Here is an 18,981-nt window from a genome sequence, read left to right as displayed (position 1 = left end):
AAAGGCGACCCCAGCGGTCGCCTTTTTTGTGCGCGTCTTTCAGCGCATCTTCAGGATTTTGAGGCCAAGGTGCTGGTCTTCCCCTTTGGCTTTGGCCCACACCACCTCGGTGTCCGCCTCCAGTCCTTTCAGTGCGGCGTGCTCCGAATCGATGCGCACCGTCAGCAGGTCGCCGACGTTGAACTCGCGAGTTGCCTTTACCTGCATACCAGAGCTGGAAAGGTCCACGCAAACCCCGGCAATCTCTTGCCCCGCGTGGATCAGAGACACATCGGCATCCACACGCATGCGGATGAAATCGCGTTTTTCAGCGTAGTCGCGCTCATGCTCGCTCATAGGTTTCATCCTTACTTTGTGTTGTGGTCGTGCCTGTTCTTATAACTCCCGGTGATTTGCGGTGTAAAGACGTCCGGCGACCATCGGCATGAGCTTGAAACCCCTGTCGGATGGGAGTACCGTCTGCGCCTTAGAAGGGCACCTCTGCTTTACCTTTGTGCATGGGCAAAATCCCAATGCTTTGTAGGACAGAGAGGCTAGAAAGCGAATCCAGTACGTGAGCCCGGCCATTGCCGAGCCGCCTACGCCAACCTAATTCTGGCGCCGTTTGCCCACATGCAAAAAACCAGTGCCACGCTGCTGATAATCGATGACGACGAAGTAGTGCGCGCGAGCCTCGCGGCCTATTTGGAAGACAGTGGCTTCAGCGTCCTGCAGGCCAGTAATGGCCAACAGGGTCTCCAGGTATTCGAGCGCGACCAGCCCGACCTCGTGATCTGCGATCTGCGCATGCCCCAGATGGGCGGCCTCGAGCTGATTCGGCAGGTGACTGAGCTCGCCCCGCAGACGCCGGTGATTGTCGTGTCCGGCGCCGGCGTGATGAATGATGCCGTCGAAGCCCTGCGCCTGGGTGCTGCCGACTACCTGATCAAGCCCCTTGAAGACCTGGCGGTGCTGGAGCACTCGGTGCGCCGTGCCCTGGATCGTGCACGCCTTCTGGTAGAAAACCAGCGCTACCGTGAAAAGCTCGAAACCGCCAACCGCGAACTCGAAGCCAGCCTTAACCTGCTTCAGGAAGACCAGAACGCCGGTCGCCAAGTGCAGATGAACATGCTGCCAGTCAGCCCCTGGACCATCGACGAATTCCAGTTTGCACACCAGATCATCCCTTCGCTGTACCTGTCGGGTGATTTTGTCGATTACTTCCGCGTTGACGAGCGGCGTGTCGCGTTCTACCTGGCCGACGTCTCCGGCCATGGTGCTTCCTCGGCTTTTGTCACCGTATTGTTGAAGTTCATGACCACACGGCTGCTGTTCGAATCCAAACGCAATGGCACCTTGCCGGAGTTCACCCCTTCCGCGGTGCTGGGCCACATAAACCGGGGCTTGATCAGCTGCAAGCTGGGCAAGCACGTGACGATGGTCGGCGGTGTTATTGACGAAGAAACCGGTCTTTTGACCTACAGCATCGGCGGCCACCTGCCGATGCCAGTGTTATACACTCCAGACAGTGTGCGTTACCTGGAAGGGCGTGGTCTGCCCGTAGGCTTATTCAATGAAGCCACCTACGAAGACCACATCCTGGAACTGCCGCCGACGTTCAGCCTTACGCTGATGTCCGACGGCATCCTGGACCTCCTTCCAGAGCCTACACTCAAAGAGAAAGAAGCCGCCTTGCCCCAAAAGGTCAAGTCGGCGGGCGGCAGCCTGGATGGCCTGCGGCAGGTTTTTGGATTGGCCACGCTAGGGGAGATGCCGGATGATATCGCCCTATTGGTGTTGAGCAGGAATCTTTGATGAGTACCGGAAGAATCCAATTCGCCGAGCAAGACGGGACCTTCGTCCTGAAATTTGTCGGTGAAGTGCGCCTGACCTTGTGTTCGGCGCTGGATGCGACGATTGAGCGGATCTTCACAGCATTGAATTTCTCGGCGATCGTGATCGATCTGACCGAAACCCGCAGCATCGATAGCACCACCCTTGGGCTGTTGGCCAAGTTGTCCATTCTGTCTCGGCAGAAGGTCGGCCTGTTGCCTACGGTCGTCACCACCCACGAAGACATTACCCGGCTGCTGCAGTCCATGGGCTTCGACCAGGTGTTCAACATCGTTGATCGCCCGATCCCCTGCCCGGAATGCCTGACTGACCTGCCGTCGCAGGACCAGTCCGAGGAAGTGGTGCGTTTGAAGGTGCTGGAGGCACACAAGATCCTGATGGGCCTCAACGAGTCCAATCGCGAAGCCTTTCACGACCTCGTGAATGCCCTGGAACGCCACTGATCCCCAACTGCTGAAACACAGTTGAACCGAGGCCGGCTTGAGCCCGTGGGCACAAAAAAGGGCGGTACCCGCGAAGGTACCGCCCTTTTTGCAACTGCCCGCCTTACAACTTGGCAGTCAGCAGCGCCTCCAGCTTCTCCTGATCTCGCGCAAACTGACGAATCCCTTCAGCCAACTTCTCAGTCGCCATCGCATCCTCGTTGGACTCCCAACGGAACTGCGCTTCAGTCAGATGCACACGGGCTTCACCGGCATGGCCTGGCGACAGCTTACGCGCCAGCGTGCCCTCATCCGCCGCCAGCTTCTCCAGCAGATCCGGGCTGATGGTCAGGCGATCACACCCAGCCAACTCTTCAATCTGGCTCAGGTTACGGAAGCTCGCACCCATCACCACAGTCTTGTAGCCATTGGCCTTGTAGTAGTTGTAGATACGTGTCACCGACTGCACGCCTGGGTCTTCGGCGCCGGTGTAGTCGTTGCCGTTGGCCTTCTTGTACCAGTCGTAGATACGGCCCACGAACGGCGAAATCAGGAACACACCAGCCTCTGCGCACGCCACGGCCTGGGCGAACGAGAACAGCAGGGTCAGGTTGGTCTGGATGCCTTCTTTTTCCAGCTGTTCGGCGGCGCGGATGCCTTCCCAAGTGGAAGCGATCTTGATCAGTACGCGGTCGCGGCCAACGCCGGCTTTGTCGTACAGGTCGATCAGACGGTGCGCACGCTTGAGTACGGCGTCAGTGTCGAACGACAGACGGGCATCCACCTCGGTGGAAATGCGGCCCGGTACTACTTTGAGGATCTCTTGACCCACCGCCACCGCAAAACGGTCACTGGCCAGGCCCACGTCGCCGTTGCAGTCCTTGACGCACTCATCCAGCAGCTTGGCATAGCCTGGGATCGAAGCGGCCTTGAGCAGCAGGGAAGGGTTGGTGGTGGCGTCTTGCGGTTTGAGCTTGGCGAGGGTGGAGAAATCGCCGGTATCGGCTACGACGGTGGTGAATTGCTTGAGTTGTTCCAGCTTGGAAGTCATGGGCGTGCTCTGTCCTATGGGTCTGATGACATTACCCGAGCGCCGGCAGGCGCTCAAGGGCGCAAATGCGTTCGATCGTTTGCGAGGGCAACAACCTGAAAACAGCCGTTTGAATGGCAGGTCTGGCTGCTAAATAGGAGGCCAAAACGGCCAGCAGGTTCAACCGAAGTAGCGCATGAACACCACGATAAAATGTCGGAGCCGGCTTGCCTGCGATAGCGGCACCACAGCCGCCGATATTTACCAGAGGTAAGCTAATCCAACTGTGGGAGAGGGCTTGCTCGCGAAAGCGTCAGTCCAGTCACCTCCTGCCCCGACTGACACACCCTCATCACCGTCCTTCCAACAGCTCTCCTGCCTGATCCAGCAACGCCAACGGATCACTCGCCTTATGAATATCCACCGACAGCAACTGCCTGAACCTGCGAGCCCCCGGGAAACCCGTCCCCAGCCCCAACACGTGCCGAGTAATGTGATGCATCGTGCCACCCGCAGCCAAATGCTCAGCAATATAAGGCCGCAACTGCGCCAACGCCTCAGCCCTACTGATCACAGGCTGCGCGCTGCCAAACAATTGCTGATCCACCTCCGCCAGCAAATAAGGATTGTGATAAGCCTCCCGCCCCAGCATCACGCCATCAAACGTCTGCAAATGCTCATGGCACTGTTCCAACGTCTTGATTCCGCCGTTGAGAATAATCTCCAACTCCGGAAAGTCCCGTTTCAACTGCGCCGCTACGTCATAGCGCAACGGCGGAATGTCGCGATTCTCTTTCGGCGACAACCCCTCAAGAATCGCAATCCGCGCATGCACGGTAAAACTGGTGCAGCCCGCCTCTTTCACCTGGCCGACGAAATCACACAGCTCGGCATAACTGTCCCGTCCGTTGATCCCGATGCGGTGCTTCACCGTTACCGGGATCGACACCGCATCGCGCATTGCCTTCACGCAATCGGCTACCAGGGCAGGGTGCGCCATCAGAATTGCGCCGATCATATTGTTCTGCACCCGGTCGCTGGGGCAGCCGACGTTCAGGTTTACTTCGTCATACCCCGCAGCCTCGGCCATGCGCGCACACGCCGCCAGATCGGCAGGCACGCTGCCACCCAATTGCAGCGCAAGCGGGTGCTCGGCTTCGTTGTGACGCAGGAAGCGCTCGTGATCGCCGTGCAGGATCGCGCCGGTGGTGACCATTTCGGTGTAGAGCAGCGCGTGTTTGGAGAGCAGGCGCAGGAAGTACCGGCAATGGTGGTCCGTCCAATCCATCATGGGGGCAACGGAGAAGCGGCGGGAGAGGGGAGCTGTTTGTAGGGGCATTGGGGATCTGAGTCAACGAGGCGAATGGGGCGCAGTTTATCAGGGATGGGTCTAGGGTGTGGGAGGGGCTTGTGCGCTTCTCACCACCTCGCGTTGCACATTGCTTCGTGTGAAATGTGTCGGGATCGGAGGGAGGCCAGTACGTTAGATAACGTGGTCTGACCCCGATATCTGCCCTCACTGGCTAACCCCCAACTTTCTCTAGGAAAATTAAGGGGTTGAGAATCCGCTCTTGGTCGGGACTCGCCTGTCGCACCAGACAGGCACTGGCCAGACGCGGTCGCCCCATGCCTACGATAGCTGGTACGACTCAATTGGGTGATTAATGTTGGATATACTTAAAAAAACCAAGCGGCCAGAGACTGGCGGCTTGGGTTTCGTCCCACCCCATACCCTTTAGGCTGATGGCGTTTCGGCTAATCAGTTCCCCTTTCGCCTAGCCTGCAAAGGCCGCAATCTACCGTCCTAAAAAGGCCTGAATCGCGCCGTGAAAGCGACAGGCTTTTCACGGGGCTAACCCCGAAGGGTGTACAGGCCAACGCGGATATACCGCAGTGAGGGCATTAAGGCGCCCTCGTTCCGATTAGGGTTCGATCAACCTACCAGACAGCCGGATAGTCGACAACACCCTCTACTGGAAAGCCATGATTCATTAGTGCCTGCCGAAGCAAAAATGGCAGAGTAAGCCCAATGTGCGGGTGCTTCTCGCTTAAGCTATTGGCGTAGCCATCTAACCAGGCAATGAGCTCAGCGCTACTTTGCTGATCCGATACTTCGGATGACCACACCGCATCCTCTGCACTGCTTAGAGTGAGCTTGATAGGTGAATCTAATTCAAGTCTGCGCTGAACCACACTTATGAAACTATCGGCACCCTGATGGTGAATTATCAATTTCATCACGGGTATTTTTTGGGTTGCCTTTCCGCTGGACTCTTTAAGCTCAAACACCACTTCGGCAAGCACCACCTTTCCTTCAATCCGGAAGAACGTCTTGGCCTGCGTGTTCGAGTCGAACGCCCAATACACACGGAATGTATGTCTTCTTAACTTGTGCCCGTAGATCTCAAGCAACGGCATTAACTGTGCCTCAGTCGCGCACTTGGCCCCCTTGCTCCAGGCACTGACAATGGATTGCTGAACTCGACACTTTTCTGCAATTTCTCTCTGCGCCCAGCCATCATTGAGCGCGAGACGAATCAGCTGTCGCGTCAGCTTAAAAGGCTTTTTCTTAGCACTTTTCCCTTTACTTCTTTCGGACTGATCTTCCATGTATCTCCCGCTTAAAAAAATAAGGGGAGCAAAGCTCCCCCTAACACGTTATGACTTTTTCACCTGATTCTGTGGGTTCTCAGGGTTCTTTTGCCAGCCAGTGTGACCGTGGTTTTTGTCCCAGGTCTTGTTGGTGCCGTTGGTGCCAGGGTTACGATTGTGGGCGTTTGCCTTGTCATCGTTCTGCTTGGTCATGTTGGTGCTCCTTAGCTATGTGAGTAGAGAGCTCAGCCTACCAACTGGGAAAAACGCCACCACTGATCGTTTGGTGATGAACCGTGATAATTAGTGATATTTCACCATCGTGTGGTTTTGCACAAGCTGAAGCCAGCACTTGATGCAGGACAGTGGCGGAGCTGCGCGGACTACAAGTGAGAATTTTACCCAAGAGGTAAGTGACCTCTTCTGGCCGGTTGCGGCGCGTCACGAACGGCAGAAATCGGCCCAGGCTGTGTAAAAACGCAGCGGCCGTTTTCAAGTCCTCGCGTCTACGTTAAATCTGCAAGCGTTCGGTTAGGCTGCAAACCTGGATTTTGCGTAGGAGCGTGATTTTTGCGCCGATTTTGATTGCTACGACTACCCGAAAGAGTTTTTACACAGCCTCGGCCAAAAGCGGACACTCGGTTGAGGAGCCATTCAGACCAACTGCATAGTCTGCATCCGAGAAATGAACCGTTTCGCGAAAATTCCAGTGGAAAGGTTGTCCACGGAACCGTCCGTGATCAAGGATGGCTGAAAAGAGCAGTATCAGCACTTCCCTCTCATGAGCGAATTCGCTGATGATATGGTTTTGTTCTAACCAAGTCAGGGGGAAAGGTCATATGGTCACGGATTTCACATGAATTATTAGAAAGTCTGATGGGCAACTGCTACAAAGCTTTTCCATCGATCCGAAAGAAATCCGCGTCGGCTTGTTCAGCCCAGACGCACCGTTAAAAACTAAAGAAGGTAAGAAGGGCCCCCTAGCTCTGCGTGATGAGACAAGAGCCCTCGCGCTCCTTGCTGCTCTGGCCGCTAATCTCCCTTCGGAATTTTTGCATGCAGAGGTGGTTATTGTCTCGATAAACTGATTAACAGAATGTCTGAGACAGGTCAAACGCAGTCGCGTGGATTACAGATATGTCCATATTTTTGCTGTTGATTTCACGTCACTCGGACCTATAGTTGAACAAAAACTAGCAATGGATTGAGAACAATGCGAAATATCTCTCGTAGCGAAGCAAGAGAACAGATAAGAAAACTAAATAGAATAGACCCCAGAAGCGCATCATATGACTCGATACGTTCAACGTTTAACAAAATCACACACGGTCTGAATGTAGTTGTAGGTATTGCCGGTGGCGGAGAGATGTTTTATCGAGCAAGAGTTGCATCTAAGAAACCAGTAAAAATCACAGAGCTTCATGCACCCCCAGCCCATCTGGTTCGTGGCTATCAGAGGTGCAACCCTCCGCTGACCCCAATGTTTTACGCTGCCTCACAACGGGCTGGAGCACTGTTAGAAACCCGTGTTTCCGAGGGCGATACCGTTTATTTAAGCCAATGGATTGCGAGAGATCGAATCCCCGTAAACAGAATTTTTGACAGCGAAGAGAATCAGGCAGTAAATGGCATGCCTGCGGCTGCGTTTAGCGGGCCCAATGATGATCTCCTACTTGCTTATCTAGACACACAATTCACCAGGAGGATCCACGCAAGTTTCGCCGATGATTATAAGTTTACCGCAGCGATTGCGCAGTTTCTTACCTGCAACTTCCATAAGGACGATGAACATACTATACGTGACGACGGGCATGTCGCATTAAAGTATCCATCTGTGCTTGGTCTTGACACTTGGCATAATACTGCTATGCATGCTGAATTCGCCAGTAAGCGATTAGAGCTTTTGCATGTAATGGAACTGAAAGTGCTTTCTGTCAATGACAGCTCCATTCGGGTTGATATCTTGGATACAGCGACTACCTTCGAAGCCGGTGTGATCTGCTGGTCATCAGATCCGAGCCTCGTGCCGACCCTGCTTGAAAAAAACCGAGCTGTACCATTTATTTTTGACGGTCGTAAGTGGAATCTTCAGTTGTTCGAAGGCCCAGTCACAGCGGCCTACGTAGAGGCGCTTTTGTCGAATTAAGGGAGTCGTGAGACCCAGCGATGCAGCCAAGAGCATGAGTTTAGTTATTTTATTGACCCGGACGACTGGCGGCTAAGGCTCGCCTCTCGTCAACGGCTGCAATGGGTCGAAAGCAGACCAAATGCAATGACCACTTCTGGCCGATTGCCGCCTGTCGTGAGGAGCATGGCGTCACTGCTTGGAAGTAGTGTTGGTACGAAAGTGGTACGCAGCTTTCAGGCCGGCTCTGTAGAGCAAGGAATACGTGGCCTACAGGATTAGTAATTCCAATCCATCATGAGGGCAACGGAGAAGCGGCGGGAGAGGGGAGCTGTTTGTAGGGGCATTGGGGATCTGAGTCAACGAGGCGAATGGGGCGCAGTTTATCAGGGATGCATGTCAGCTGTCGGGGAGGCTGTTTCCGGAAACAGAGCTTTTGGGGACTGCAGTTAATTGCGTTAAACGCCCCCGTCGTCTACCGAGCCAAGCGCACGTCGAATCTACCGCCTAACATTCTATCTCGCCGCCTTGCCTCAAGCCGGCAACCTGAACCCACGCTGTCACTGCGCAAAGTTTCATCATCCTCTGCGTCCTTGAGGTCTACGATCCTCCCTAAGGGACGACTCCCGCGCCTCCAGCCCATAGGGAATTGAAAATATGATATCGAACCTCGTCAAGGTCGTGATGGTTGCTTGCACGTTGCTTTTGAGCGCTTGTTCGTCAGGCGTGAGCAGCGATCCTTGTTTTACCGGGGGCTGCCAAGCGTTCGGTGACCACAGCCCCAAAAACGCCGACAGAATGAATTTTGGAGGCGGTGGGCTTGGAAGCAGTTATGGCGAGTACGGGTCGGGGCTACTTCACGACGATTGATGTAGCAATGGGCTGCCGCGCAGCCCCCCCGGGAGCAGCGACCGTCGCCACCTGCATTAGCTCGTCACGACGATTCCTTTAAGGAAAATTTCGCGCCGTGCTCGGCGGCTGATAGTTTCATGTTTGCTTGCTGCGTACACCTCGTCAAAACGCTCCTGATCAACGCCCGCATATTTGGCCAACTCGTCTACAACCATCCGGTCGTAATCCTCCTCGATCACGAACCGAAAAATTTCCCGCCGGTAAAAGAATCCGAATTGAAAGGCCAAGACCTCACTCAGGAAATCCGACGGGGTGAGGAAACAGTTTTCCAGGTCGATGGCCTTGGCGAGAGTGGGCTGTTCTAAGTTGACCATCACGTTGTTGGCCCAGAAATCCATGTGCACCACGCCTTTGCCGTGCAGGCAGTGCAGCAGTTTGAAAGAAGCGCTGATCAGGCTCTGGATGTCGCGCTCCTGCTTGAGCCATTCCATTCCGTTGAGGTAGCCATCCAGCATTTGGGTGAAGATGAAGAATTCCTGGATCAAACCCAATGCCGACTTTCTGTAGCCGAAGCCATACAGGCCAGCAACCGGAGCGCCACGTTTCTGTGCGCCGAGGGTGTTGATGACTTCTTCGACTGGCCAGTCGAATGTGCCGTCGCGCTTTGAGCGGCCGAATGTCACTCTCAGTTTTGGTTTGAGGCTGTCGAGCGGTTGGGACTTGGCGAACAGGTCATTCTCCATCCCTTTCAGCGGGGCGCTGACGCGATCTTTGAGCTCATAGTGAGTGTCGATCAGGTCTTGAATCGCCTGCTGGGCGCTGTCGTCGGCACTCTCCGTGATGAAGATCGTGGCGTTGCGGTGGTTGAGCGTAGAGGGGAAGTTCTGGAGCACGCTGCTGTCGGGAAAGCTCAAAACACGTCCTTGTCATATCATTAATATGACAAGGATATTACAGGCTGGCGCCATTGGATCCAACCTGAGCATTGCCTGAACAGAGTTTAAATGGCCGCTGATGCTGGCCTTTTTATCTTGACGTGCCTGTATGAGTCCTGGGCTTTTCGCGACCTCATCAAAAAAATTGCCGTGAAAAAACCGTGCGCGGCGAAATAATGGCTTAAGGCCGTTATTCCACTTCCCTGCTGGTCTGCGCTGGCTATTTCCTGATCGACAGAGTTTCTGTAATACAGCCTTCCATCAGTTTGACTGCTTGTACTGCCGAATAAAAAACCTGCCTAGTACAAAGACGCTTCCGAGTATCAGCCCTAAAAAGGCACCCAGGAAGGCATACTTTTTGGTGTTCTTAGTGGTGGACGTTTTGATTTCATCCAGGGTAGTGAATGCCTTTAGCGTATTGCCCGCAGCCAGCGCTGCCGTGGTCGCAGTGGTGCGAGCGATATAAAGAACAGGATCACTTCCACCTGGCTTGGGAGGAGTGTCTTTCAGGGCAACGGAATTGGCTGTCATGACACCCATGGCGGAATAGAAAATATCCTTTTGTAGGGTGCTGTACGGCTCAGTGCCCACCCTGCATCCGTCGCGCTATCAGGTAAACGCCCAGCCCGACCAGTGCGGTGACCGCGCCGATATACCCGGTGCTCGTCCACCCCAACCCAGCCGTAATCGCCATCCCACCCAACCACGGCCCCAGTGCATTCGCCAGGTTGAACGCCGCATGATTGGACGCCGCCGCCAGGCTCGGGGCTTCGTGCGCGATGTCCATCAGACGGATTTGCAGCGGCGCAGCCAGGGCGACCATGGTGCCGACGAGGCCCATGCTCAGCAGGACGCCCCATAACGAGGACGCCGCGAAGGGGAAGAACAGCAGCACGGCCATCGACCAAACCAATATCAAACCCACCGCCCGGAACTGCATGCGGTCGAACAGCTTGCCGCCGGCGATGTTGCCGATGATGCCGCCCACGCCAAACGCGGCGAGGCCGAAGGGGATCCACTGCGGCGATACTTTGGTCACTTCGAGCATGGTTGGCGCCAGGTAGCTGAATACGCAGAACATCCCGGCAAAACCAATGGCGCCAATGGACAAGGCCATCCACACCTGGGGTTTGGTAAACGCGCGCAATTCTTTGCGTGGGTCGCTGCGTTGTTCGTCGTGGCGGTGGGGGACGAATTGCCAGACCAGCGCGATGGTGCATAGGGCGATCACGCTGACCAGCGCGAACGCGGAGCGCCAGCCCAGGTGTTGGCCGAGAAAGGTGGCGATGGGGTTGCCCAGCAGCATGGCCAGGGTCAGGCCCATCATTACGCGGGCGACTGCGCCGGCGCGTTTGTCGTTGGGCACCATGCTTGAAGCCACCACGGCCGCAATGCCGAAGTAGGCGCCGTGGGGCAGGCCGCTGATAAAGCGGAAGGCGATCAGTGAGCCGAAGGACGGGGTGAAGGCGGTGGCGAGGTTGCCCAGGGCGTACAGGGCCATCAGTAACAGCAACATGTGTTTGCGCAGCAATTTGGCGCCGAGGATGGCGAGGAGTGGCGCGCCGACCATCACGCCGAGGGCGTAGGCGCTGATGGCGTGGCCGACTTGCGGTTCGCTGAGGTTCAGGTTGTGGGCGATGTCCGGCATCAGGCCCATGATCGCGAATTCGCCAGTACCGATAGCGAAAGCGCCCACGGCCATGGCAGCTTCCATTTTGGCGGCACTGCGCGCGGGCAGCACGTGCCCGTGTGTTTGCTGGATAGTCATGGGTAACTCTGTTTGGATGGATCGCACGAAGGACAGCCACTGATGCTACGCAAGCAGCGACAAAGGTGTCTAGAACAGCCTTTTGTGTGAGAGTTCCTGCCCTGTGACCCCACGTCGCGCCTGCCAAGCTTGACACCGGTGCGTTAAAACCCTCGATTTAGAGCTGTCAATTGGCCAAACGGCGCATAAACGCTGTTTGCCGTGATATTCTGCGCGCCGTCCTGGTCTAGCCTTTCCTGGGTACGTACATCCGTATACGTCCCAGCGATTGGCTGTTGCCCAGGTAGCTGAAGCCAATAATGATAAGAAGTCAGCGCAGAAGGGACTAAAAGTGAGGTCGATACGTCGGTCTTGTGTGCCCACCCTGCGACCTTGAAGACTCAGGGGCGGTAGGGCGGATGGCGTTTTATCATAGGTGCTACTGATGTTTAAAAAAGTAAACACTGCCCTGCTGGGGCTGGCTTTGTCGATGGGGATCACGTCCGTTCACGCGGAAGAGGCAAAGAAAGTCGATGTGCTGCTGGTCGGCGGCGGCATCATGAGTGCGACCCTGGGTGTATGGCTCAATGAGCTGGAGCCGGGCTGGTCGATGGAAATGGTCGAGCGCCTTGATGGCGTTGCCGAAGAAAGCTCCAACGGCTGGAACAACGCCGGTACCGGTCACTCGGCCCTGGCTGAGCTGAACTACACCCCGGAAGACAGCAGCGGCGTCGTTCAGATCCCGAAAGCGGTCGAGATCAACGAAGCGTTCCAGATCTCCCGTCAGTTCTGGTCCTGGCAGGTCCAGCAGGGCGTGCTGAAGAACCCGCGTTCGTTCATCAACTCCACACCGCACATGAGCTTTGTGTGGGGCGATGACAACATCAAGTTCCTGAAAAAACGCTACGAAGCCCTGCAAGCGAGCCCGCTGTTCGCCGGTATGCAGTACTCCGAAGACCCGGCGCAGATCGCCAAGTGGGTTCCGTTGATGATGGAAGGGCGTGACCCGAACCAGAAAATCGCGGCCACCTGGAGCCCGCTGGGTACCGACATGAACTTTGGCGAGATCACCCGCCAGTTCGTCGCCCACCTGCAAACCACGCCGAAGTTTGACTTGAAACTGTCGAGCGAAGTGCAGGACATCACCAAGAACGCCGACGGTTCGTGGCGTGTGAGCTACAAAAACCTGAAAGACGGCACCAAGACTGAAACCGACGCCAAGTTCGTGTTCATCGGCGCCGGCGGCGGTGCACTGCACCTGCTGCAAAAGTCGGGCATTCCTGAAGCCAAGGAATACGCGGGCTTCCCGGTGGGCGGCTCGTTCCTGGTGACCGATAACACGGCCATCGCCGAGCAGCACATGGCCAAGGCCTACGGTAAGGCTTCGGTTGGCGCGCCACCGATGTCGGTTCCGCACTTGGACACCCGCGTGCTGGATGGCAAGCGCGTCATCCTGTTTGGCCCATTCGCGACCTTCTCCACCAAGTTCCTCAAAGAAGGCTCGTACCTGGACCTGCTGACCAGCACCACCACCCACAACATCTGGCCCATGACCAAAGTCGGTATTCGTGAATACCCGCTGGTCGAGTACCTCGCTGGTCAACTGATGCTGTCGGATGACGACCGCTTCAAGGCACTGCAAGAGTACTTCCCGAACGCCAAGCAATCCGACTGGCGGCTGTGGCAGGCCGGCCAGCGCGTGCAGATCATCAAGCGTGACGAAGAGCTGGGCGGCGTCCTGAAACTCGGAACCGAAGTGGTCAGCTCTGCCGACAACACCATCGCAGGCCTGTTGGGCGCATCGCCAGGCGCGTCGACCGCGGCTCCGATCATGCTGACCGTGCTGCAGAAAGTATTCAAGGACAAGGTTGCGACCCCTGAGTGGCAGGCCAAACTGCACCAGATCGTACCGAGCTACGGCACCAAGCTGAACGACAGCCCAGAAGCGGTTGCCAAGGAATGGGCCTACACCGCCGGTGTCCTGCAACTGCCTACACCGCCTGTGATTCCGCAAGCGGCTGCTCCAAAGGCGACCGAGGCTGCCAAGCCTGCGGCTGAGCCGAGCAAGCCAGCGTCTGACCTGGCGCTGTAAGTAACGGCTAAGAAAAAGCCCGCTGAACCGGTAACGGTCAGCGGGCTTTTTTGTGCGCGGGTGTTTATGCGCGGCTGTGGGTTCGCTCAACGGCCGGCACGTTGAACACTTTCACCACGTGTGAATGCGGCAAATGGTCAGCAAGCAGCCGGCTGGTGGTGGTTTCAAACGGTTCAGTTCCGGGATATGCCCATCGCGGTTGGGATAGTAATTATTGGCGTCCAGCACCGTTTACCCTCCAGCCAGTGCGCAGGCACACTGCGGTAATGCTCGAGGGGAATCTCCACGAGCACCACATCGCCAAATTGTGCGGCATCATCTGCGCTGCCCACTTGAACCCCCAGTACGCCGCTCAGCACACTGCTCATGATGGCTGCTGAGCTGGGTTCCTACGCCCGCGCGGCCGAGCGTTTGGGCATGTCTGCGCAGAGGGTGGCCAAGCATGTCACCGCGTTGGAACAACGGCTGGGTGCGCGCTTGCTCAACCGCACTACGCTAAGGCAAAGCCTTACAGAGTTGGGTAGCGCGTATTACGAACGGTGCAAGCACATCCTGACGGCGGCCGAGGCTGCCGACTCTCTCGCGCAGATCTTGAATGACACGCCGCGTGGCAAGCTGAAAATCACCGCCCTGTCGGCCGCCCTGGATGGTTTCGGCATTGTGCTCGGTCCGTAAGACTTCCTGCGTACGGCGTTAGCGAGGGGCGACTTGGTGCGGGTGCTGCCGGACTTTGACGCGCCGAGCCGGGCCATGCATTTGGTCTACACCGCGAATCGGCAACGTACTGCTAAGTTGCGAGGTTTTGTCGAGGCTGTGCTGGAGCGCTTCGGCCCGGCGTGAGAGCTCAAATGTGGAATCCGTGTTTGACTTGGTCGTACAGATGCGATGCCAACACGTTGCTGGCATCGCACAACAGGTACAGATGGTGAACCGGCAGCGGCGGTAACTTGAGCCCGTCAATTACCTGAGTCAGCTCGTCGCCCATGCGGCTTTCTTCGATCAGGCCGACGGCCACGCCGCTGCGGATACAGGCTTCGACCGCTGTCGAGTTGGGGCTTTGCAGCAATACGCGGTGATAGATACCGTGCTCTTTCAACACCCGTAAGGCCGCCGCTCGGTAGGGGCAGCCAGAGATGGGGACGGTGACGGGCAGCGCCGCGTTCGGCGAGTAGTGAAAGTGCCTGGCGGCGACCCATAGCGGTTGCACGGGGCCCAGTCGCTCGCCCTGCGCCAAGGGGGTGGCACTGACAGTGATAGCGAGGTCCAACTGGTTGGTCATAAACAAATCCAGCAATTCACCGCTGGTGCGTGCTTCGACTTCCAACTCCAGCAGCGGGTTGTCAGCGATCAATTGCGGCAGGAAGTCCTCAATGAAGTCGGGCGCGTAGGTGTCAGGTATTCCCAGGCGGATTTTGCCCTCCATGCGCTGTGGCATCAGCGAGATCAGCAGGCGGTCATGGCTCTTGAGAAACTCCGTGGTTTCGCCCAGCAGTTTCTTGCCATAGAGCGTCAGCTCCACACCTTGGTTGCTGCGACTGAACAGGCGCTGGCCGACCTGATCTTCCAGCTTTTGAATTTGCGTGGTCACCGTCGACGCGCTGCGGTGCACATGCTCGGCCGCCTCGTTGAAACGACCAAAACGTGCTACAGCGTGGAAGGTCCGCAATAGGTCGATATTCAGCTGTTTGGCCATGATCCCATTTTTCCGGATTTGTGGTGCTGGTTATTCAAATATACAGAATCATGCTCCGCCCTTAGCCTTTACGTCAATGTCGAAGGCTGGAGGCTGTATGAAGCACTCAACTGCGGTGCGTGTGTTGTTGCAAGGGGCGTTTGTCTTGTCGTGGAGTTCAGGTTATATCGGCGCCAAGCTGGGCACCCAGGGCGGTGGCGCATTCAACCTGCTGTTCTGGCGGTTCCTGTTGGTCACTGTGTGCTTGAGCTTGTTCTTGAACGTCAGGTTGTTGAAGCTTTCATGGGTGCAGATTCGCCATTACGCCATCATCGGTTTCCTATCGCAGTTTCTGTACCTGACGTGCCTCTACGTAGCGATCCAAAATGGTTTGCCCCCCGGAATTGCCGCGATTATCGCTGCGCTGCAGCCGTTGATGACGGCGGCGCTGTCGACCGGCAGCGCTGCCGAGCGCAGTGGTCGCTGGCAGTGGATAGGGCTGACGATCAGCTTTGTCGGGGTGTCGATTGTTATCGCCGGACAGTCCGGCAGCGGTGGTCAAGGCGTGGGTCTGGTGATGTATCTGTTGCCATTGGCGGCGGCATTTGGGCTGACACTGGCCACCCTGTACGAGCGGCGTACCGTGCATCGCGAGGACGTGGGCCTGGTCCTGCCGCTGTTCGTCCAATCGCTGCTGACCTTGATCGGCTTCACGGGGGCTGTGCTCTATACCGATACATTGAGCATTCCCCATGATCCCGACGTACTGATCTCGATTGTCTGGCTGACAGTGTTTTCCACCTTTGTCGCCTACTTGAGCCTGTGGATGCTGCTGCGCGTGATGACTGCAACGCGCGTGGCAGCGTTGGTCTATCTGGAACCGCCGGTCACCCTCGTGTGGGCGGCGCTGATGTTTGGCGACGTGATTGAGGCATCGACCTATGCCGGCATTGGCGTAGTGGTCGTCGGGATGCTTCTGGTGCGTATGAAGCAACCGACCGTCGCATGCACTTCCTGAGGCCCATGGTTCAGCAAGCTGATAGACACTACCTGTTAAAAAATACCCATGGCCGATCAGGAGAGCGGCTGGAAAAGGGGGCATTTTCAATTTTGCAGGTGTTTGGGCGTCAGCGTCCGAGGGTTTTGTATGTTGCTACGTTATGCCGCATTGGCGGCCATGGTTGTCGCCGCATCCGGGTGTGTGCAAGAGCGCGTCGTGCATGAGCGCAGGCCGGTTCAACGTGAGTATGTGGAAGTCGTTGCGCCGCAACCGCCGCCGGTGCAGGTGATCGAAGTCGAACCGCCCGTGCGCTACGGCTATGTATGGTCACGGGGTTACTGGCGCTGGGAAGGTGGGCGCTACGTCGCGGTCCATGGTCATTGGGAGCCGGTACGCGAGGGTTACCGCTATGTGCATCCACACTGGGTGCAACGTAATGATGGGTATCACTGGCAGGGCGGCGGTTGGGTTCGCTGAGCCTTGGCTGGATCGGCGTCCTGGTGCCTGGCAGCCGAACCTCGCGTAACAGCGCCGAGCTTAGTTGTTCGGTGCTCGGCTCTTTATAGCGTTCGCTTTGACCTGAGTGCCGCTGCAACGGCAAGCCTCAGGCCAGTCGTTTCATGCCTGCCGCAGCGTGCTCAATGGTCAACTCACGGGTGCGCAACAGCGTTTCCAGAACAGTTACCACATCACTCTTGGCTGACGGGTAACAACTTTGTAAAACCCACACCAGTTCCACCACGGACACCAAGCTGACAAAACCTGGTGAAAAGGTGGTGAGCGATTCGATCAACGCGGATGCCTTGGGCGATTGGACGGGATCATCCTGGGTGACATAGCGAACCAGCACATTGGTATCCAGCCCGATCATCCAGCTTTCGCTCCTTGTGCCGCGATGGCGCGGTTCATTTCATCCAGTGAGACGGCGTTGGCAGGTTTTCGGATCAGGCCTTTGAGGTCGTGTACGGTGTTGCTCGCTGCCATGATGGAAAATTTACCGTCCTCCATTTCAACGAATTCAACGCGGTCTCCTGTTTCCAGACCCAGGGCGGTTCTGACCTGAACGGGAATGGTGATTTGCCCTTTCGAAGTAAGTGTGGCGGTGGCCATGTTGAAGATCTCCATCGTGATGCTCCTTACCTTAGGGTAAGGATTGATGGTGGACAAGATCCGTTGGTCCATAGGCTTCTCCCTGGTGTGTGTGAGTCGGGACACGTAAAAACCTTAGCCCGACTCACGCCACCTGCACGCTCCTAAAAGCCCTTAAAGCGCTACAACTTATGACTGAAACCGTCGGTTTACTGCGCCACGCGATAGCACGGCACATACGCCGCACCGCCTGGTAGCTTCATACGGTGTTGGGCTACAAACGCCTTCAACAATTCGTCCAGCGGTTTCATGATGGCCGGGTCGCCATGGATCTCATAAGGGCCGTTCTGCTCGATCAGGCGGATGCCCTTGTCTTTCACGTTACCCGCCACGATTCCCGAGAAAGCACGGCGCAAATTGGCGGCGAGTTCGTGGGGTGGCAGCGAGTGGCTCAACTGAAGGCTGGCCATGTTTTCGTGCGTCGGGTCGAACGGGCGCTGGAAGCCCTCATCGATTTTCAGCAGCCAGTTGAAGTGGAAGGCGTCGTTACGTTCGCGACGGAACTGCTTCACCGCCTTGAGGCCAATGGTCATCTGGCGGGCCACTTCGGCCGGGTCGTCGATGATGATCTGGTAGTGCGCCTGGGCCGCCTCGCCCAGGGTGGCGCCGACAAATGCGTGCAGTTGTTGCAGGTACGGGGCCGCATTTTTTGGCCCGGTGAGGATGACCGGAAACGGCAGGTCGCGGTTGTCCGGGTGCATCAGGATGCCCAGCAGGTACAGGAACTCTTCGGCCGTGCCGGCGCCGCCCGGGAAGATGATGATGCCGTGGCCTACACGGACGAAGGCTTCCAGGCGCTTTTCGATATCCGGCAGGATCACCAGCTCATTGACGATCGGGTTCGGCGCTTCGGCGGCGATGATGCCCGGCTCGGTCAGCCCCAGATAGCGCCCGCCGGTGATGCGTTGCTTGGCATGGGCAATGGTCGCGCCTTTCATCGGGCCTTTCATCACGCCAGGGCCGCAGCCGGTGCACACGTCGAGACTGCGCAGTCCAAGCTCGTGGCCGACCTTCTTGGTGTATTTGTACTCTTCGGTATTGATCGAGTGCCCGCCCCAGCACACTACAATCTTCGGCTCGACACCCGGGCGCAGCGTACGGGCGTTGCGCAGCAGGTGGAATACGTAATCGGTGATGCCCTGGGAATTGCTCAGGTCGATGCGCTGGCTGTCCAGTTCATTCTCGGTATAGACGATGTCACGCAGGGCGCTGAACAGCATTTCGCGAGTGCTGGCGATCATTTCGCCATCGACGAATGCGTCGGCAGGGGCATTCAGCAATTCCAGGCGAACACCGCGGTCCTGCTGGTGGATACGAACCTCAAAATCCTTGTAGGCGTCGAGAATGGTCTTGGCGTTGTCGATGTGCGCGCCAGTGTTGAGGATAGCCAGGGCGCACTGTCGGAACAGGGTGTAGATGCTACCGGAACCGGCTTCGCTCAGTTGCTGCACTTCACGTTGGGACAGGGTTTCGAGGCTGCCCTTGGGGCTGACGGAAGCATTGATGACTTGACGTTGGGGCATTCTTAATCC

The 18,981-nt window shown here is 56.8% G+C and carries 18 protein-coding genes and 3 pseudogenes; 8 read left to right on the top strand and 13 right to left on the bottom strand.

Annotated features, from left to right (window positions below):
- Positions 1–39: 39 nt before the first annotated feature.
- On the bottom strand, positions 40–336 hold the full coding sequence (locus AACY30_RS11340) for a PilZ domain-containing protein (RefSeq protein WP_339414853.1): 297 nt from the start codon (positions 334–336) through the stop codon (positions 40–42).
- 276 nt (positions 337–612) lie between these two features.
- Between AACY30_RS11340 and rssB the strand changes: the two genes are divergently transcribed.
- Complete coding sequence (rssB, locus tag AACY30_RS11335; RefSeq protein ID WP_339414852.1) at positions 613–1,794, top strand: two-component system response regulator RssB; 1,182 nt, start codon at positions 613–615, stop codon at positions 1,792–1,794.
- Entirely contained in the window at positions 1,794–2,276 is a 483-nt protein-coding gene (gene rssC, locus AACY30_RS11330) for an anti-sigma factor antagonist RssC (protein WP_029293846.1), read from the top strand. Before rssB ends, rssC begins: the two co-directional genes overlap by 1 nt.
- Positions 2,277–2,379: 103 nt before the next feature.
- On the opposite strand, the gene tal is transcribed toward rssC, so the two are convergent.
- From tal to AACY30_RS11310, 4 genes are all read right to left on the bottom strand, one after another.
- On the bottom strand, positions 2,380–3,306 hold the full coding sequence (gene tal, locus AACY30_RS11325; RefSeq protein ID WP_339414851.1) for a transaldolase: 927 nt from the start codon (positions 3,304–3,306) through the stop codon (positions 2,380–2,382).
- Between the two features lie 331 nt (positions 3,307–3,637).
- Complete coding sequence (gene dusA / locus AACY30_RS11320) at positions 3,638–4,624, bottom strand: tRNA dihydrouridine(20/20a) synthase DusA (protein WP_339471128.1); 987 nt, start codon at positions 4,622–4,624, stop codon at positions 3,638–3,640.
- 599 nt (positions 4,625–5,223) lie between these two features.
- Entirely contained in the window at positions 5,224–5,895 is a 672-nt protein-coding gene (locus AACY30_RS11315; RefSeq protein WP_339540327.1) for a hypothetical protein, read from the bottom strand.
- Positions 5,896–5,943: 48 nt separating this feature from the next.
- Complete coding sequence (locus AACY30_RS11310) at positions 5,944–6,090, bottom strand: hypothetical protein (RefSeq protein WP_221599522.1); 147 nt, start codon at positions 6,088–6,090, stop codon at positions 5,944–5,946.
- A gap of 1,000 nt (positions 6,091–7,090) precedes the next feature.
- Between AACY30_RS11310 and AACY30_RS11305 the strand changes: the two genes are divergently transcribed.
- The gene (locus AACY30_RS11305) at positions 7,091–8,023 is read left to right on the top strand and encodes an RES domain-containing protein (protein WP_339540326.1); all 933 of its coding nucleotides are present in this window, start codon (positions 7,091–7,093) and stop codon (positions 8,021–8,023) included.
- 636 nt (positions 8,024–8,659) lie between these two features.
- Positions 8,660–8,872 (top strand): hypothetical protein, encoded by a 213-nt coding sequence (locus AACY30_RS11300; protein WP_339540325.1) that lies wholly within the window; start codon positions 8,660–8,662, stop codon positions 8,870–8,872.
- A 56-nt stretch (positions 8,873–8,928) separates the two neighbouring features.
- Here AACY30_RS11300 and AACY30_RS11295 read toward each other — a convergent pair whose 3' ends face one another.
- From AACY30_RS11295 to AACY30_RS11285, 3 genes are all read right to left on the bottom strand, one after another.
- Positions 8,929–9,768 (bottom strand): hypothetical protein, encoded by an 840-nt coding sequence (locus AACY30_RS11295; protein ID WP_339540324.1) that lies wholly within the window; start codon positions 9,766–9,768, stop codon positions 8,929–8,931.
- 282 nt (positions 9,769–10,050) lie between these two features.
- Positions 10,051–10,380 (bottom strand): hypothetical protein, encoded by a 330-nt coding sequence (locus AACY30_RS11290; protein WP_339540323.1) that lies wholly within the window; start codon positions 10,378–10,380, stop codon positions 10,051–10,053.
- Entirely contained in the window at positions 10,370–11,557 is a 1,188-nt protein-coding gene (locus AACY30_RS11285; RefSeq protein WP_339540322.1) for an MFS transporter, read from the bottom strand. The genes AACY30_RS11290 and AACY30_RS11285 overlap by 11 nt, the downstream gene beginning before the upstream one ends.
- A 424-nt stretch (positions 11,558–11,981) precedes the next feature.
- Between AACY30_RS11285 and mqo the strand changes: the two genes are divergently transcribed.
- On the top strand, positions 11,982–13,628 hold the full coding sequence (gene mqo, locus AACY30_RS11280; protein ID WP_339428392.1) for a malate dehydrogenase (quinone): 1,647 nt from the start codon (positions 11,982–11,984) through the stop codon (positions 13,626–13,628).
- Between the two features lie 100 nt (positions 13,629–13,728).
- Here the strand turns inward: mqo and AACY30_RS11275 are convergent.
- A pseudogene (locus AACY30_RS11275) lies at positions 13,729–13,996 on the bottom strand (NADPH-dependent F420 reductase); the annotation flags it as partial.
- On the opposite strand from AACY30_RS11275, the pseudogene AACY30_RS11270 reads away from it, so the two are divergent.
- Positions 13,995–14,468 (top strand): annotated as a pseudogene (locus tag AACY30_RS11270) (LysR family transcriptional regulator). The pseudogenes AACY30_RS11275 and AACY30_RS11270 overlap by 2 nt on opposite strands.
- A 4-nt stretch (positions 14,469–14,472) precedes the next feature.
- On the opposite strand, the gene AACY30_RS11265 reads toward AACY30_RS11270, so the two are convergent.
- Positions 14,473–15,321 (bottom strand): LysR family transcriptional regulator, encoded by an 849-nt coding sequence (locus AACY30_RS11265; protein WP_339471931.1) that lies wholly within the window; start codon positions 15,319–15,321, stop codon positions 14,473–14,475.
- A 97-nt stretch (positions 15,322–15,418) separates the two neighbouring features.
- Here AACY30_RS11265 and AACY30_RS11260 point away from each other — a divergent pair, with 97 nt between their 5' ends.
- Complete coding sequence (locus AACY30_RS11260; protein ID WP_339540321.1) at positions 15,419–16,318, top strand: DMT family transporter; 900 nt, start codon at positions 15,419–15,421, stop codon at positions 16,316–16,318.
- A gap of 129 nt (positions 16,319–16,447) precedes the next feature.
- On the top strand, positions 16,448–16,777 hold the full coding sequence (locus tag AACY30_RS11255; protein WP_049709392.1) for a YXWGXW repeat-containing protein: 330 nt from the start codon (positions 16,448–16,450) through the stop codon (positions 16,775–16,777).
- 154 nt (positions 16,778–16,931) lie between these two features.
- Here the strand turns inward: AACY30_RS11255 and AACY30_RS11250 are convergent.
- The 3 genes and pseudogenes from AACY30_RS11250 to ppnN form a co-directional block, all read right to left on the bottom strand.
- Positions 16,932–17,171, bottom strand: a pseudogene (locus AACY30_RS11250) (PIN domain-containing protein); the annotation flags it as partial.
- A complete protein-coding gene (locus AACY30_RS11245; RefSeq protein WP_339471929.1) occupies positions 17,168–17,425 on the bottom strand; it encodes an AbrB/MazE/SpoVT family DNA-binding domain-containing protein in 258 nt (85 codons plus the stop codon). The pseudogene AACY30_RS11250 and the gene AACY30_RS11245, both read right to left, overlap by 4 nt.
- A 173-nt stretch (positions 17,426–17,598) precedes the next feature.
- Positions 17,599–18,972 carry a nucleotide 5'-monophosphate nucleosidase PpnN gene (gene ppnN, locus AACY30_RS11240; RefSeq protein WP_339540320.1) on the bottom strand — a complete coding sequence of 458 codons (1,374 nt, stop codon included), beginning with the start codon at positions 18,970–18,972 and terminating at the stop codon, positions 17,599–17,601.
- Between the last annotated feature and the right edge of the window lie 9 nt (positions 18,973–18,981).

Origin of the sequence: Pseudomonas sp. RA_5y_Pfl1_P24 (genome assembly GCF_963970945.1) — a bacterium.
GTDB classification, from domain to species: domain Bacteria; phylum Pseudomonadota; class Gammaproteobacteria; order Pseudomonadales; family Pseudomonadaceae; genus Aquipseudomonas; species Aquipseudomonas tritici.
Note: the sequence above shows the minus strand (reverse complement) of the source record. Positions and strands in the feature narration are given on the sequence as shown.

Coding starts and splice junctions, on each gene's coding strand:
- AACY30_RS11340 (WP_339414853.1), bottom strand. CDS start 336: ATGAGCGAGCATGAGCGCGACTACGCTGAAAAACGCGATTTCATCCGC.
- rssB (WP_339414852.1), top strand. CDS start 613: ATGCAAAAAACCAGTGCCACGCTGCTGATAATCGATGACGACGAAGTA.
- rssC (WP_029293846.1), top strand. CDS start 1,794: ATGAGTACCGGAAGAATCCAATTCGCCGAGCAAGACGGGACCTTCGTC.
- tal (WP_339414851.1), bottom strand. CDS start 3,306: ATGACTTCCAAGCTGGAACAACTCAAGCAATTCACCACCGTCGTAGCC.
- dusA (WP_339471128.1), bottom strand. CDS start 4,624: ATGCCCCTACAAACAGCTCCCCTCTCCCGCCGCTTCTCCGTTGCCCCC.
- AACY30_RS11315 (WP_339540327.1), bottom strand. CDS start 5,895: ATGGAAGATCAGTCCGAAAGAAGTAAAGGGAAAAGTGCTAAGAAAAAG.
- AACY30_RS11310 (WP_221599522.1), bottom strand. CDS start 6,090: ATGACCAAGCAGAACGATGACAAGGCAAACGCCCACAATCGTAACCCT.
- AACY30_RS11305 (WP_339540326.1), top strand. CDS start 7,091: ATGCGAAATATCTCTCGTAGCGAAGCAAGAGAACAGATAAGAAAACTA.
- AACY30_RS11300 (WP_339540325.1), top strand. CDS start 8,660: ATGATATCGAACCTCGTCAAGGTCGTGATGGTTGCTTGCACGTTGCTT.
- AACY30_RS11285 (WP_339540322.1), bottom strand. CDS start 11,557: ATGACTATCCAGCAAACACACGGGCACGTGCTGCCCGCGCGCAGTGCC.
- mqo (WP_339428392.1), top strand. CDS start 11,982: ATGTTTAAAAAAGTAAACACTGCCCTGCTGGGGCTGGCTTTGTCGATG.
- AACY30_RS11265 (WP_339471931.1), bottom strand. CDS start 15,321: ATGGCCAAACAGCTGAATATCGACCTATTGCGGACCTTCCACGCTGTA.
- AACY30_RS11260 (WP_339540321.1), top strand. CDS start 15,419: ATGAAGCACTCAACTGCGGTGCGTGTGTTGTTGCAAGGGGCGTTTGTC.
- AACY30_RS11255 (WP_049709392.1), top strand. CDS start 16,448: ATGTTGCTACGTTATGCCGCATTGGCGGCCATGGTTGTCGCCGCATCC.
- AACY30_RS11245 (WP_339471929.1), bottom strand. CDS start 17,425: ATGGAGATCTTCAACATGGCCACCGCCACACTTACTTCGAAAGGGCAA.
- ppnN (WP_339540320.1), bottom strand. CDS start 18,972: ATGCCCCAACGTCAAGTCATCAATGCTTCCGTCAGCCCCAAGGGCAGC.